14 protein-coding genes are annotated in these 14517 nt (G+C 43.6%); 8 read left to right on the top strand and 6 right to left on the bottom strand.

Features of this window, described 5'->3' with window-relative positions; genetic code table 11:
• Positions 1-187: 187 nt before the first annotated feature.
• Positions 188-2353, top strand: a complete 2166-nt coding sequence (locus N5J47_RS05045; protein WP_279961337.1) for a TonB-dependent siderophore receptor — start codon at positions 188-190, stop codon at positions 2351-2353.
• Positions 2354-2424: 71 nt separating this feature from the next.
• Here N5J47_RS05045 and N5J47_RS05040 read toward each other — a convergent pair whose 3' ends face one another.
• The 4 genes from N5J47_RS05040 to miaB all read right to left on the bottom strand — a co-directional run bounded on the left by N5J47_RS05040 (position 2425) and on the right by miaB (position 5860).
• On the bottom strand, positions 2425-2724 hold the full coding sequence (locus N5J47_RS05040) for an antibiotic biosynthesis monooxygenase (RefSeq protein ID WP_267981106.1): 300 nt from the start codon (positions 2722-2724) through the stop codon (positions 2425-2427).
• A gap of 11 nt (positions 2725-2735) precedes the next feature.
• Positions 2736-3221: an rRNA maturation RNase YbeY gene (gene ybeY / locus N5J47_RS05035; RefSeq protein WP_279961338.1), complete on the bottom strand. Its 486-nt coding sequence runs from the start codon at positions 3219-3221 to the stop codon at positions 2736-2738.
• Between the two features lie 71 nt (positions 3222-3292).
• A complete protein-coding gene (locus tag N5J47_RS05030; RefSeq protein ID WP_279961339.1) occupies positions 3293-4369 on the bottom strand; it encodes a PhoH family protein in 1077 nt (358 codons plus the stop codon).
• 39 nt (positions 4370-4408) lie between these two features.
• Positions 4409-5860, bottom strand: coding sequence for a tRNA (N6-isopentenyl adenosine(37)-C2)-methylthiotransferase MiaB (miaB, locus tag N5J47_RS05025; protein WP_279961340.1), 1452 nt, complete (start codon positions 5858-5860; stop codon positions 4409-4411).
• A gap of 309 nt (positions 5861-6169) precedes the next feature.
• On the opposite strand from miaB, the gene N5J47_RS05020 reads away from it, so the two are divergent.
• From N5J47_RS05020 to N5J47_RS05005, 4 genes are all read left to right on the top strand, one after another.
• On the top strand, positions 6170-8068 hold the full coding sequence (locus N5J47_RS05020; RefSeq protein ID WP_279961346.1) for a lytic transglycosylase domain-containing protein: 1899 nt from the start codon (positions 6170-6172) through the stop codon (positions 8066-8068).
• A gap of 73 nt (positions 8069-8141) precedes the next feature.
• Positions 8142-8780: a ribonuclease I gene (locus N5J47_RS05015; protein WP_279961347.1), complete on the top strand. Its 639-nt coding sequence runs from the start codon at positions 8142-8144 to the stop codon at positions 8778-8780.
• A 168-nt stretch (positions 8781-8948) separates the two neighbouring features.
• Entirely contained in the window at positions 8949-9935 is a 987-nt protein-coding gene (locus tag N5J47_RS05010) for a malate dehydrogenase (protein WP_267981101.1), read from the top strand.
• 157 nt (positions 9936-10092) lie between these two features.
• Positions 10093-10335, top strand: a complete 243-nt coding sequence (locus tag N5J47_RS05005) for a DUF2789 family protein (protein ID WP_279961341.1) — start codon at positions 10093-10095, stop codon at positions 10333-10335.
• A 24-nt stretch (positions 10336-10359) separates the two neighbouring features.
• Here the strand turns inward: N5J47_RS05005 and N5J47_RS05000 are convergent, their stop codons facing one another.
• Entirely contained in the window at positions 10360-10887 is a 528-nt protein-coding gene (locus N5J47_RS05000) for a hypothetical protein (protein WP_279961342.1), read from the bottom strand.
• 64 nt (positions 10888-10951) lie between these two features.
• A complete protein-coding gene (locus tag N5J47_RS04995) occupies positions 10952-11560 on the bottom strand; it encodes a 2OG-Fe(II) oxygenase (RefSeq protein WP_279961343.1) in 609 nt (202 codons plus the stop codon).
• 118 nt (positions 11561-11678) lie between these two features.
• Between N5J47_RS04995 and rlmJ the strand changes: the two genes are divergently transcribed.
• The 3 genes from rlmJ to N5J47_RS04980 are packed head-to-tail and all read left to right on the top strand — an operon-like array spanning position 11679 to position 14487.
• Complete coding sequence (gene rlmJ / locus N5J47_RS04990) at positions 11679-12536, top strand: 23S rRNA (adenine(2030)-N(6))-methyltransferase RlmJ (RefSeq protein ID WP_267981097.1); 858 nt, start codon at positions 11679-11681, stop codon at positions 12534-12536.
• Positions 12537-12575: 39 nt separating this feature from the next.
• On the top strand, positions 12576-13409 hold the full coding sequence (gene pssA, locus N5J47_RS04985) for a CDP-diacylglycerol--serine O-phosphatidyltransferase (RefSeq protein ID WP_279961344.1): 834 nt from the start codon (positions 12576-12578) through the stop codon (positions 13407-13409).
• Between the two features lie 16 nt (positions 13410-13425).
• A complete protein-coding gene (locus tag N5J47_RS04980; RefSeq protein ID WP_279961345.1) occupies positions 13426-14487 on the top strand; it encodes a DUF6670 family protein in 1062 nt (353 codons plus the stop codon).
• The last annotated feature ends 30 nt before the right edge of the window (positions 14488-14517 follow it).

Here is a 14517-nt window from a genome sequence, read left to right as displayed (position 1 = left end):
AATAAAAACAATGAACTAAATTTATTCGAATTTTCTTGAATTGATAATAAAAATAATTATCATTTGCTATGTCTTTTATTGAACTCTCCTTTTGAATAAGTTCGTCTCTCACTTTAAATACTGGTTTTAGGGGGAGTGAGAGGGAATGTTGTTCAAATGCTCCATACCTTTTATAAGGACCTGCCTTATGCATCACTATCCGACTGGAGCTTTCAAGGCTCATCCACTTATGCTTGCCATGGCGATGTTGCTGCCATCATTTGTTTATGCTGAGACAAATGAAAATGCACAGTTGCCGACAATTACAGTCAAGGCGGCAGATGAAAACCAAGAGAAGAAAGCTTATACCGTTAAAAAAACGACAACTGCCGTACCCTTGGGCTTATCTGTTAAGGAAACACCTCAGTCAGTTTCGGTGGTTACTGAACAAAGAATGAAAGACCAAGGGCTTACAAGCCTTATTGATGTTGCCGATAATGTAACGGGTATCAATGTTCAACGTTATGAAACTAACCGTAGCAGTTTACATGCACGTGGTTTCCAGATTGATAATTACCAAATTGATGGTGTTCCAACACGTTATGACCAGCCATGGAGTTCTGGTGAAACTGTAACAAGTACAGCTTTATTTGATCGAGTTGATGTGGTGCGTGGAGCAACAGGGCTTATGACTGGACCTGGAAATCCATCAGCAGCCATTAATATGATTCGCAAGCGTGCAACAAGTAAAGTACCGACAGCTAATTTAGAAGTCAGTGGCGGTAGCTGGAATAATTATCGTGTCATGGGTGATATTGCCAATAGTCTGAATGAATCAGGGGCATTGCGTGGACGTGCAGTTGCTCAGTACGAGCAGGGTGATAGCTATATTGACTTGTTGAAGAAACAGGCTTTGACTACTTTGGTGACAGGAGAGGCTGATATTGCAGAAAATACCGTATTGTTGGCAGGTGTAAGCTATCAGGAAAATAAAACTGATAGTCCAATGTGGGGTGGTTTACCTGTTTGGTATAGTGATGGTACTCGTACAAAATGGGATCGTAGCAAAACAACGAGTGCGAATTGGGCACAATGGGATAGTGATTACACCAATTTATTTGCAGATGTAACCCACAGTTTTAATGATAACTGGAATGCTAAATTATCTTATAGTCGTGGTGACCGTAATGGTGATTCAAAATTATTGTTTTTGAGCGGTTATCCAGACTCAAATACTGGATTGGGATCGGGTGCGTTTGCAGGCTCATATAAAGTCAACACTACTCAGGATGACGTGAGTTTACAAGTCAATGGTAAGTTTGGTCTTTGGGGACAGCAGCATGAATTAACATTGGGATATCTCTATTCTAAACAGGATTTCAATGCGGATAGCCGTACTGCTGATTTTGGATGTGGATGTGTGCCTAGTGTGGACAATTTCAATCGTTGGAATGGGAATTATCCAACCCCAACATGGAGTGCAACAAGCTTCTATGAAACAAGTAATAGCAAGCAGAATGCGGCTTATGTGGCAACACGCTGGACTATTATTGACCCATTAAAATTCATTTTAGGTGGTCGCCTCACTGATTTTGAAAAAACTGGTGCAGTCGTTTATACACCTGGCTCATATCAGCTTAAATATAACAATGAATTTACACCTTATGTTGGTGTTGTATATGACATTAACAAGTCTATTTCAGCTTATGCAAGTTATACAAATATTTTTCAACCGCAAGCTGAAAAAGATGTGAATGGTACGGTGCTTGATCCAATTGAGGGGAATAGTACAGAGATAGGTATAAAATCTGGTTGGTTTGATGGCAAGTTAAATGGAACCTTGGCGTTATTCCAAATTCAGCAGGATAATTTAGCCCAACAGGCTGGTATTCATGAGAATAAGGAAGTTTATTATCGTGCTGCGAAAGGGACTGAAAGTAAAGGTTTTGAAGTTGAGTTAACTGGTGAGATTTTACCTAGCTGGAAAGTGACCGCAGGCTATAGCCAGTTTAAGGCGACTGATGTAAATGGTGATGATGTAAATTCTGAGTTACCACGTAAATTAGTACAGACCTTTACAACATACCAGTTACCAGGCAAATTAAATGCACTTACTGTTGGTGGTGGTGTTAACTGGCAAAGTAGTACTTATGTCATGGCAGGCAATCCTTTAGGAGTGTCAGAAAAAGTTGAGCAAGATGCTTATGCATTGGTGAATCTAATGGCTCGTTATCAATTAACCAAAGATTTTTCTGCACAATTGAATATTAATAATCTATTTGATAAGGAATATTATGGAATCTTCCCTGCATATGGTCAAACCACATGGGGAACACCACGTAACGCAACTTTAACTTTACGCTATCAATTCTAATTGCAGCGAACAATAAAAAACGGCTTGATTAAGCCGTTTTTTATTGGGGTTGTGGATAAGTCCGAGGTTATTCACAATCCATTTTGACTTGAATAGGCGCGTTCTACTTTGCAAATTTCAACGCTAAAATCTTGATACCATTTTTCTTTACCTAAATGCTGGGCAACCAGATGCTCTACATCTTGCTGCCAACGTTTAATATCTTCAAGACTATTCCAATAAGACAAGGCAATTTCAAAACCATTCTCATTGCAAGCCTCAAACTTTATGCAGTGATATTGACTCAATGCCTTATTCCTCAGCTTTTGTGCCATTTCTGAGTAGGTTGAATCTAGTTCTTTGACAGTGGCTTTAAAAATAACGATATACATGGGATGCTGTTCTAGATTTCATCTGCCTGATATGGATTTGCAACACCAAGCTTTTTAAGAATCTCAATTTCCAATGCTTCCATTTCTTCGGCATCAGATTCACTGGTTTCATGGTCATAGCCAAGCAAATGCAGGATGCCGTGAACCAATAAATGCGTGAAATGATCAGTTGGTGTTTTTTGCTGTTCTGCCGCTTCTTCTAAAACTACGGGAATACAAATCACCAAGTCACCCAAAGGTTCTGCATCCAGTAAGCTAAGCACTTCTTCTGGAATGTCACTTGGAAAAGACAGTACATTGGTGGGTTTATCTTTTTCACGGTATTGCAAATTTAGCTCGTGGCTTTCTGCCAGATCAACACAGGCAATACCAATTTCAAAGTCCGTATTGAAACCAACATGACGCAGGGTGATTTCGATATTTTTTTTGATTTGACCACGTTTAAGTGGTAGTTCGGCAGCTTGAAAGTCTTGTTGCAGACTTAAATTGATTTTCAAAATAGATCCTTAAAATCGTCCCCCTGAGATGCGACTAAAGCATCGCAACAAAAGGGGGATTGGAGATTTTTCTAAGAGTGTTGCGCATCTGCCGCAGAATCATTTTCTGCAATCAATGCCTCTTGTCGAGCTTTGCGTTCGGCACGGGCTTCAGCAGACAGGCGTTGTTGTTCGCTGTCCCAGCCTTCGTAAGCCTCAACAATTTTTTGTACCAGTTGATGACGCACCACATCACGGGAATGGAAACGGGTGATATGAATTTCATGGACATTTTCAAGCACCCGTAAGGCATGAGCCAAACCAGATTGCTGTCCACGAGGTAAGTCCACCTGAGTCACGTCACCTGTAATCACGGCACGCGAACCAAAACCTAAACGGGTAAGGAACATCTTCATCTGTTCAGGTGTGGTGTTCTGTGCTTCATCTAAAATGACAAAAGAGTGATTGAGGGTTCGTCCACGCATATAGGCAAGGGGAGCCACCTCAATCACCTGACGTTCAATCAGTTTGGCCACTTTTTCAAAGCCCAGCATTTCATAGAGGGCATCGTAAAGTGGGCGTAAATAAGGGTCAATTTTCTGGGTGAGGTCACCTGGCAGGAAACCCAGCTTTTCACCCGCTTCAACCGCAGGACGAACCAGCAGGATGCGCTGGATTTCATTGCGTTCCAGCATGTCCACTGCGGCAGCAACCGCGAGATAGGTTTTACCTGTACCCGCAGGGCCAATACCGAATGAAATGTCACTTTGTAAAATGCGCTGCACATAACGTTTCTGGTTGGCACCACGTGGGTTGATTCGCCCTTTGCGGGTCTGCAACCAAACGCTATCCAGTCCTGTATGTTCCTGATCTGAATCATCCATCAGTTCACGGTCGGTCTGTGAACCCTGAATCATCAAATGCAGGACATCGGCACTGATTTGTGAGGAAATTTCTGATTCTTGATAGAGCCGTTGCAACAGTGCCTCGGCTCTTTCGACTGTTTCTATATCACCGTCTAGATAAAAGGCATCGCCTCGGTGAGTAATTTTGACATCTAAACGTTGTTCGATTTGCTTTAAATGCCCGTTGTATGCACCGAGCATTCGTTTTAAATGTTCCATGGAAATTTCAGGGAACGTTACAGTACGTTTAATCGCTGAAGTCAAGAGAAACCCTTTTAGCTCACGTGTAGGAATACCCTTACATTACGCCACGTCAGGTTCAAGATTCAAGAGTTCACCATAAACTAAATTTAAAGTTTTAATTTCAGTGATCTCAATCTCCGCGAAACGCCCAATCCACGCGGCGTCACCGATAAAGGTCACGAGACGGGTATTGTCCGCTGTACCAATTAAAACATTCGGGTCCTTGTCAGATACCTTTTCAATCAGGACGCGTTCAATTTTACCCAGCATGGCATCAGTCTTATCAATACTTGATTGCTTAATCACTTGCTGAACCTGAGCCAAACGGTCTTTTTTCACCTGTTCAGGCGTATCATCTGGCAGGTCTGACGCAGGTGTACCAGGACGTTTTGAATAAACAAAGCTATAGGAATGGTCGAAATCCAGATCCTTAATGAACTGTAGGGTTTCAGCAAAGTGTGCATCGGTTTCACCTGGGAAACCAATAATAAAGTCGCTGGATAAATGCATATCTGGACGCACTTTACGCAATTTCGCAATCTTATCAATATAGACATCAATGGTGTGGTTACGTTTCATTGCCTGCAACACATCGTTGGAACCACTTTGCACAGGCAGGTGCAAATGCGACACCATCTGAGGCAAGTCACGGTAGCATTGAATCAGGTCATCTGAAAATTCAAGCGGATGCGAGGTGGTATAACGCAAGCGCCCAATCCCTGGAATTTCGGCCACTAAACGCAGTAATTCAGGGAAAGTACAGATGTCGCCATCAAAGGTTTCACCACGATAACCATTCACATTTTGTCCAAGTAGGCTGATTTCACGCACGCCTTTCTCAGCCAGCCCTGCAATTTCTGCCAACACATCATCCAGTGGACGGGAAACCTCTTCGCCACGGGTATACGGCACTACACAGAATGAGCAATATTTTGAACAGCCTTCCATAATCGAGACAAATGCTTTAAATCCCTCAACACGTGGTTCAGGCAGGAAGTCGAACTTTTCAATGTCAGGGAAAGAAATATCAACCAGCTTGATTTTTTCTTTCTTTGGTTTTTCTACCTGTGCCTGATGCTGATCGAGCATTTGTGGTAAACGGTGCAGGGTTTGCGGACCAAAGACCATATCCACATACGGAGCGCGTTTCTGGATGTTGTCGCCTTCCTGAGAGGCAACACAGCCACCCACACCAATCACCAGATCAGGATTCTGTTCTTTCAGCTTACGCCAGCGGCCTAGACCACTAAATACTTTTTCCTGCGCTTTTTCACGAATCGAGCAGGTGTTCATGAGCAGAATGTCTGCTTCATTTGGATTGTCGGTGAGCACATAGCCATGTGAATCACCCAGCAAGTCTGCCATACGATGACTGTCATACTCATTCATCTGACACCCTTGAGTTTCAATATACAGCTTCTTTATTGAAACATCAGCGGTGTGCATTGGCTGGGTAACAGTGTTTTCTGAGGCAGCTTTTACAGCACTGGGAATGAATGTTTGAACCGTCATGCAGGCTCCTAAACAAGATGGATTTAAACAAACCGCGGATTATAGCAGCATTTTTCGATGTGCGCAGAGAATAAAAAACTGACAAAAATGGACACATTGTGGATGAAATTACGTGAATTTTAATGAATATGAATCAGCAAGTTACATAACACAACAATAGTGAAGAGCCAGACTTATTACACTATAACGGCAGGGCAAAACTGGGCAAATGTATTGATGAAGATGAATAAGCAACATGATTTTATAACAACCGTGACCAATAAACTGAATAACAAGAAAAACTTCCGCCGTATTGTGGCGGTTGGTGGAATGATTGCGTGCTCTTCTGTCTATGCGCTGGATGAACAGTTTAACGATGCCCTACGTGCGGCCAATGCCAGCAACACTGCCTTGCTCGACCAATATCAAGATGCCATGCAGAATGATGTGTTGGGCTATTATCCTGAATATTGGAAACTTAACACCAACCTCGGTTTTCAGCCTGCATCCTCAATTATCAGCTTTGCCCAGCGCTACCCACAATCTGCAATGGCTGAGAAGCTGGCGGCGGATTATGTAGAAGAAAAAGTCAAACAAGCGAATTTTAGCGAAGCAAAACCCGTTTTAAGCTATGTGACCAATCCAGACCAGGCCGAAAGTTGCGCTGTTGCGCAGGTCAGGGCACAGACAGGTGACAGTCTGGTTTATGCGGAATATAAAGATGTCTGGTTAGCCACCAATGCCCAGCCTGACTCATGTACGGGGTTGGGGCGAATGATGCTTTCCAGCCCACTTATGACTGCCCAGGACCGTCAGCAGCGGTTGTGGGGACAGTTGCGCGCAGGACAGTCGGGACAGGCTATTGCAACTGCACAAACCATGGGGCTGAATCTTTCGCTCGCCCAGTTGAATCAGATTCAGGAAAACCCATTGGGGTATTTATGGAGTGCGCCAAAAACCAATGATGCGGATTATGCCTATCTGATTTTTGCTCTGGGGCGTGTGGCTGACAGTGATTTAACCAATGCCCTGGCAAATATCCAGCGTGCGGCTCAGGATACGCCACCGCCTGTACAAAAATATTTGTACCGTACCATTGGGTATGTCGGTGGCACCACAGTGATGAAAAATGGTTTTAATCGTGAAGTGCTCAATGCCTACGACCAAAGTTATGGCTATCCGCTGAGTCCAGAGGAAGCCGAAATTTACGCGCGTCAGGCGATTCGTTTTGGTGCATGGGAAAGCTTGATTCGTGCCATTGATGCGATGTCAGTCACCCAGAAACAGGAAGACCGTTGGCAGTATTGGCTGGCGCGTGCCTCTGAGCAACGTTCAGATGCGGCATCAAAACAGGCGGCGCAGCAGATTTATCGCAAGCTGGCGCAAAGTGGTGATGACTATCACAACTTGCTTGCCAAGGACCGTTTAGGCGAGCGCTATAACCATCAACCTTATGATGAGCAGCCGAGTTCACAGGATATACAGCGTTTAAATCAAAACATCCATTTTAGACGTGCATTTGCACTTCGGGATGTGAATGCGCCAGCAAACTACACCAACAGGGAATGGAACTGGGCGGTTCGTCAGGCCTACTTGCAGCAGGATGATGGAATGTTGCTGGCCGCGGCAAAACGTGCACATGACATGGGCTGGTATGATCGCGCGATTTACGCCGCTGACCGTACCATGAACAAGCACAACGACACCTACCGCTATGCAACACCGCACCGTAGCAATGTCACCAGCCATAGTTACAATGCTGGTATTGATCCTGCCTGGGCGTATGGTTTAATGCGTCAGGAAAGCCGATTTGTAACAACAGCACGTTCCAATGTTGGAGCGGGTGGCCTGATGCAGATCATGCCAAACACGGCCAAGTTGGTTGCCCGCCAAATGGGGGAAACCTATAACCCAGCCGCACTGAGCGAAATGAATACCAATATTCGCTATGGCACCTATTACTTGTCCATGATTCAAAGCCAGCTCAGTGGCAATGCGGTACTGGCAACAGCGGGTTATAACGCTGGTCCAAATCGGGCAAGGCGTTGGCAGCCAGATTTCCAGACCATGGCGGCAGACCAGTACACAGAAACCATTCCATTATTGGAAACACGTGATTACGTCAAGCATGTCATGACCAATGCAACACATTATGGCGTGGTACTAGGGCAGGGTGCGCAATCCCTGGAGAAACGGATGAGTATCATTCCTGTGCGCAATGAACCCTAGAACACGAGATGTTTAATTTGAAACAATGAAGTTTTTGTATTTGATGAAATTGAAAAAAATATTCAAGCAAGCAATGTTGGGAACCTTGCAGAGCCTGTTCTGCTACTTGGTTCTATCATTCAGTGCGCCATTATATGCAGCAGATAATAACGATCTGGTTGGTTATGTCATGCATATACAAATGACGCCCGCGGCTTGTGCATTGGATACATCGAAGCAGAAACAGCGCAAATGCCTTGAGGGTTATTCACTAACCATCTCAAGTCTGCTGCCAGAAGTGCCTGTCAATAAAAACTGTGAAACCAAGACCTCAGCAAAATTAAGCCCATTGCAGGCAAAGGTTGTCGCACGGGTTATGCCTGATGAAAACGCACGGGTTCAACTTTGGCAAAATGTTGGCGGCTGTGTCCCCATGAATGCCAGTCAGTACTTCAGGACGGTCATCAACTTTGCCGAGCGCCTGAAAATTCCTGCTGACCTAACCAGTCCAAATACCATTGAGGTACAAAAGGAAAACCTGCGTCAGCAATTTACCAAGCTCAATCCATCCCTGCCACCAAATGGAATTCGTTTTAGCTGTCAGGCTTCCAGATTCGATTCCATCCTGACTGAAATTCGCGTGTGTTACCAGAAAAATGGGCAATACAAACAATGTGCAAGCCATATTGTCACGGGCTGTCCAAATGAATTTACCATCAAGGGCAGCTATTAGGCATTTTTTCTGGCTTAATTTGTATTTTCTATCAGACTTTTGTTGAAATCCATTCTCTTTTACATGCATCTACGTTCGCTTTAGAGTACAATCTTTGCCGTTTATGATAATTCGGTTGAATAACAAGAAAATTCAATCGTGCTAACGCATCTCACTGGAGAATATCACATGAAGCAACCCGTTCGTGTTGCCGTTACAGGCGCTGCTGGTCAAATTGGTTATAGCTTACTATTCCGTATTGCAAGCGGTGAAATGTTAGGTAAAGATCAACCAGTCATTCTACAATTGCTTGAAGTTCCTGTTGAAAAAGCTCAACAAGCGCTTAAAGGCGTAATGATGGAACTTGATGACTGTGCTTTCCCATTATTGGCGGGCATGATCGGGACTGATGATCCAAAGGTTGCATTTAAAGATGCAGACTATGCGTTGTTGGTGGGTTCTCGTCCACGTGGTCCTGGTATGGAACGTGCTGACCTGTTGAAAGTGAATGGCGAAATCTTCATTGGTCAAGGCCAGGCTTTAAACGAAGTTGCCAGCCGTGACGTTAAGGTATTGGTTGTAGGTAACCCTGCAAACACCAACGCTTATATCGCGATGAAATCTGCTCCAGACCTTCCAGCGAAAAACTTCACCGCAATGTTGCGTCTTGACCACAACCGTGCGTTGACTCAGATTGCTCAGAAAGCGGGTGTTGCGGTTGCTGACATCGAGAAATTGACAGTTTGGGGTAACCACTCTCCAACAATGTATGCTGACTATCGTTTTGCAACTGCAAATGGCGAAAGCTTGAAAGACAAGATCAACGATGCGGAATGGAACAAAGATGTATTCCTTCCAACTGTTGGTAAACGTGGTGCTGCGATTATCGAAGCGCGTGGTTTGTCTTCAGCTGCTTCAGCTGCCAATGCTGCAATCGATCATATGCGTGACTGGGCGTTGGGTACAAACGGCAAATGGGTAACTATGGGTATTCCATCTGACGGTTCTTACGGTATCCCTGAAGGCGTAATGTACGGTGTGCCAGTGACTTGTGAAAATGGCGAGTACACCCGTGTTGAAGGTCTTGAAATTGACGAGTTCAGCCGTGAGCGTATGGACAAGACACTTCAGGAACTTGAAGAAGAACGTGCGGCAATTGCTGACATGCTAAAATAATTTATCTTTTTGATAAATTGAAAGCACTCTCTTGGAGAGTGCTTTTTTTGTTGCGATAAAAAACAAAAAACTACAAGAAAATATAGACATATATATCCATGCAATCAGTATTTGCTGTTAGATTATTTTGATCGGGATAATTATGTGGAGAATAACAATGTTTGAACAACAACCAACACTTGAGCTTTTATTTGAACAACTGGGACTTGAGGCGGATGATGCCTCAATTGAAAGTTTTGTGAAAACACACCAGCTTGGGGCTGATCAAAAACTACATGAGGCTGAGTTCTGGAGTGCTGGCCAGCGTGACTTCCTAAAAAGCCATTGGGATAAAGATGACGACTGGGCCATTGTGATTGATGAGCTTAACCAGCAACTGCATTTAGATAGCACTCAATAAGCACACATAAAAATAAAGCTCACATCAGTGAGCCTTATTTCGAATCAGGGTTTTAAACCATTCTTCCTCACGGGCAAGGCTAAATGCAGGGTGAACCTGTAACAGTTCCAGATCATTGTCTAAACAGGACACATACTTTTTCAGCCAATGTTGGGTTAATGCCTGTTCCTTTTTCGCTGCTGAGGCATAGGCCAGAAAGAAGTAAATATCCAGATGGTTGTGGTGTGCCAACGGCTTTAAAATCTGCTGGGTGATCAAGGCAAAACGCTGTTCTTTGGTCAGTTCAAAGTAGATCATGTAGGCTTTGGCAAGTTGCAGGGACAGGTTCAAATAGAGACTAAGTGGCATTTCTTCATATTCAATCCGTGCCTGTTCAAGCAGAACGATGGCTTCCTGCAAAAAATGCAACTGTTCCTGACGAACATGGCTCAGCAAGACCAGTTGCAAACGCAATTCAGCCCGCTCCAAAGCCAGTTCAGGGGTATTGCCATTTAAATAAAGTTGGTCGGTTTCACCAATCCGTGCAATCACCTGTTTGGTTTCATTTGACATTTATTGATCCAAAATCGTCAGCTATACCGAGTTATATCGGGCTGTTTTTCGTAATTTAAAGGATTTAACCATTCCATATTGAGTTTCCACTTCGTAGCCATGCGGTGATGGATAAACGCTGTTGTTTCGATAACAGCACTTCATGTAATAAATCACTTTGAAAGATTGCAAGGCGATTGGGTAGGGGCTGGATGATATGCCACTGATCATTCTTATCCTGCAAACGTAATTGACCACCCCAATCCTCCTGCCAGTCTTCATGCAGATAGAACACGGTTGAAATCATACGGTCATTTTTCTGTTGAGGATTGTCCCGATGCAAGGCATAAAACTCGCCTGCGTGATAACAGGCAAAATGTGCCTCAACCTCTTTAATACCCAGATAAAAAGCCTGATTCAAAACTTGGGATAAATGTTCCAAGGTCTGGATATGCTGTTGCGCAATGGGAAGTTGACCATCAATCCATAAAATATGATCACTACGAATATGGCTGACGACACCATTCTGCACACCTGCCGCCCTGAACTGTTCCAAATGTGAACTACATTCATGTACCAGTGCTTGTACATATTCATTTGAATACACCTCATTGATCAGGGCAAATCCAGACGCATTTAAATCATCCAGAATCTTGTCCAGATTCCAGTAGCTTGGGAGAGAAGAAGATTGCATACAGTTCCAGTTCACGCTTAATCGTTTATAGGGCAATTTGAGGTGATCACATCAATGCTAAAGAATAGCCTCTATTTTCATGTTAAACTATCCTTTGAATTGAGGAATAATTGTCAACATGAATTACCGTCACCATTTCCATGCGGGTAACTTTGCCGATGTTATGAAGCATGTGCTTTTGCTTCAACTGCTCACTCGTTTAAATGCCAAAGATAAACCTTATCGATATATTGATACTCATGGCGGGGCGGGCAAGTATGATCTATCACTTGCGCCAGCGCAAAAATCTGGCGAATTCTTAACAGGGATTCATCGTCTGGTACAGTTGGGTGAAATGGAAAAACGCCAGGCACCTGAAGCCATTCAGGAATACCTGAAACTGGTGGAAAGCCTACGTACTGAAGAGGGCAAAGGCAGCTATCCTGGTTCGCCGTGGTTTGCCTTGCAGGCGATGCGTGAAATTGATAAAGCGACTGTGTTTGAAATGCAGCGTGATGTATTCCAGCAATTACGCCACAACATCCGTGATAAACGTATGGGCTTGCATGAGCGTGATGCTTATGAGGGCTTGTTGGGTGTTATTCCGCCGAAAGAAAAACGTGGTTTGGTCATGATCGACCCACCTTATGAGATCGAGCGTAAAGATTTCCCACAACTGGTTGAGTTGTTGCAGACTGCCTATAAAAAATGGCCTACAGGCGTATTTGCGGTTTGGTATCCAATTAAAGACCGTGCCATGATCGAACGTTTTGAAAAGAAAATGTTCAAGACAGGGATTCGCCGTCAGTTGGTGTGCGAAATCTGTGTATGGCCAGATGACACACCAGTCGGGTTAAATGGCTGTGGTTTGTTGGTGATCAACCCACCCTGGAAATTCTCAGAAGATGCGGACCAGGCCCTACAATGGCTGTTCCCACATTTGCGCATGAGTGAAAATGGTGGTCACGCTGCGGTGCGTTGGTTGGTGGGTGAATAAGCCCATCACCGTCAAGATATTCTCGAGGAATTGAAAATAATGACAAATTCTCCTAAACCAGATTCTGATTTAAATAATAGAGACCATTCTTTCGATGGCATCACATTTGAAGTGGAAGAAGAAGAGCAGACGCATGAGGGGCAGAAAGTAAAACGCCGTGGTATCTATCTGTGGCCTAACCTGATTACCACTGCTGCACTTCTTTCGGGTTTCTATTCCATCATCGCAAGCATGAATGGAAACTTTAACCAGGCGATTTATGCCATTTTTCTGGCGGCATTGCTGGATGGTCTGGATGGTCGTGTTGCACGGGCAATTGGTGCGCAAAGTGCATTTGGTGAACAATACGATTCACTGTCTGACCTGTTGGCATTTGGTGTTGCGCCAGCAATTCTGATGTATAGCTGGAGTTTACATGACCTTGGCCGTATTGGTTTGGCATGTTGCTTTATCTATACGGCCTGTGCCGCATTCCGTTTAGCACGTTTCAATGTGCAGATTGGCGTGGTGGACAAGCGTTACTTTATTGGAATTGCCAGCCCGCTTGCAGCGGTGACGGTGATCTCACTGGTCTGGGTTGGACGGGATTTTCCATTTGTATTCGACTTAAAAGATATCGTGGTTCAGGTGGTTAACTGTATTGTCATGGTCAGTATTGGCTTGTTGATGATTTCAAATATCAAGTACTACTCATTTAAACAAATGGATCGCAAACGTGTACCTTTTGTTGTGATGTTGCCAGTGGTCTTGATTTTTGCCGCAATCACGTACAACATTCCAGTAGGAATCCTGATTGTATCTATTCTCTACATCCTTTCAGGTTTCATCACCACTTTACTTGCCAAAAAGAATGATTCAAAAATAACAACCTAAAAAATGGAGGTTCAGTATGCCAATATTGATGAACAACAATCAATTAAAGCTGCTGAACCTGAATAAGACAGATGCTTTAACTTTTTATCCCCCAAAAGGCTTGTTCAAGATTGTCTATCAGGCCTTGATTTTGCCAAACTTACCTGAACCGTTTCATTACCTCAACTTTATCAGCCTGATTGGGCAACCACGAATTCCTGTCTGTTATAACGCCAGCGCAATTACAACTACGGCTATTGATACCGCAACCGTTCTGGTCAGTAGTAGTGTTGCCACTGTAGGGCACCTTAAAAGCTATAGTGCCAAAGAACAGTGTCAGTTTGAAATGGACCGTTATCAATTTTTAGATGTTGACCATATTCAGGCAGAATTCCCCAATTATTACTTTAAGCGTATTGATGACGAATTAAGTTGTCAGCTTAAGGTAAATACCCATGCGGAAATAGAAAATCATTCAGCCTTGCAATGGGGTGTGGCGGACTATTGGTATGCAAGATGCCAATGTGAGGGTGAAATCACCTACAAACAACAGAAATACCAAATTGAGGCGCAGGGCATCTTAAAACATGCCAGGGCAATTTATTTACCTTTCATAGCCTTTCATTTTTTTACTTATCAAATTATTCAGGTGACTCCAGACTTACAAATCGTACTCTCCGAGTTAAGGAATCAATGGAACAACATCGTTTTTTCAAGAATTGAGATTCAGTCTGCGGGACAGCAAACACGACTTTATGAGAAACAGGTCATTTTTGATGTGACACGGGTCTATCCTAAAATCCAGACACCGAATGGTCGGGAAATGTATTTGCCCAGAGAGTTTATTTGGCAGTATCAGGAAAATGATGAGGTTGTTTTTCATTTACAGGCACAAAGCCGAGGGGACTATAAATTTGGCTTGGCTGCGGGTTATGTGGGAAGCTTCAACTACCAATTGTTCTGGAAAAATGAAAAATATGAGGGTTCAGGTTATTGTGAATATGTGGACTGTCGTCCCTTGCATTGGCAGGAAAAAAGTAAAACTGAACAAATAATGGACCAAATTCCACATTTTCAACCCTATTTGTGCAAGAAGTAGGCAGTTGTTGCAATAATTTAAAGAAAGGGG

The organism is Acinetobacter sp. GD03645 (assembly GCF_029845285.1).
Taxonomy (GTDB): Bacteria; Pseudomonadota; Gammaproteobacteria; order Pseudomonadales; family Moraxellaceae; genus Acinetobacter; species Acinetobacter corruptisaponis.
The sequence above is the reverse complement of the archived record's forward strand: the minus strand, read 5'-3'. Positions and strand labels throughout refer to the sequence as shown.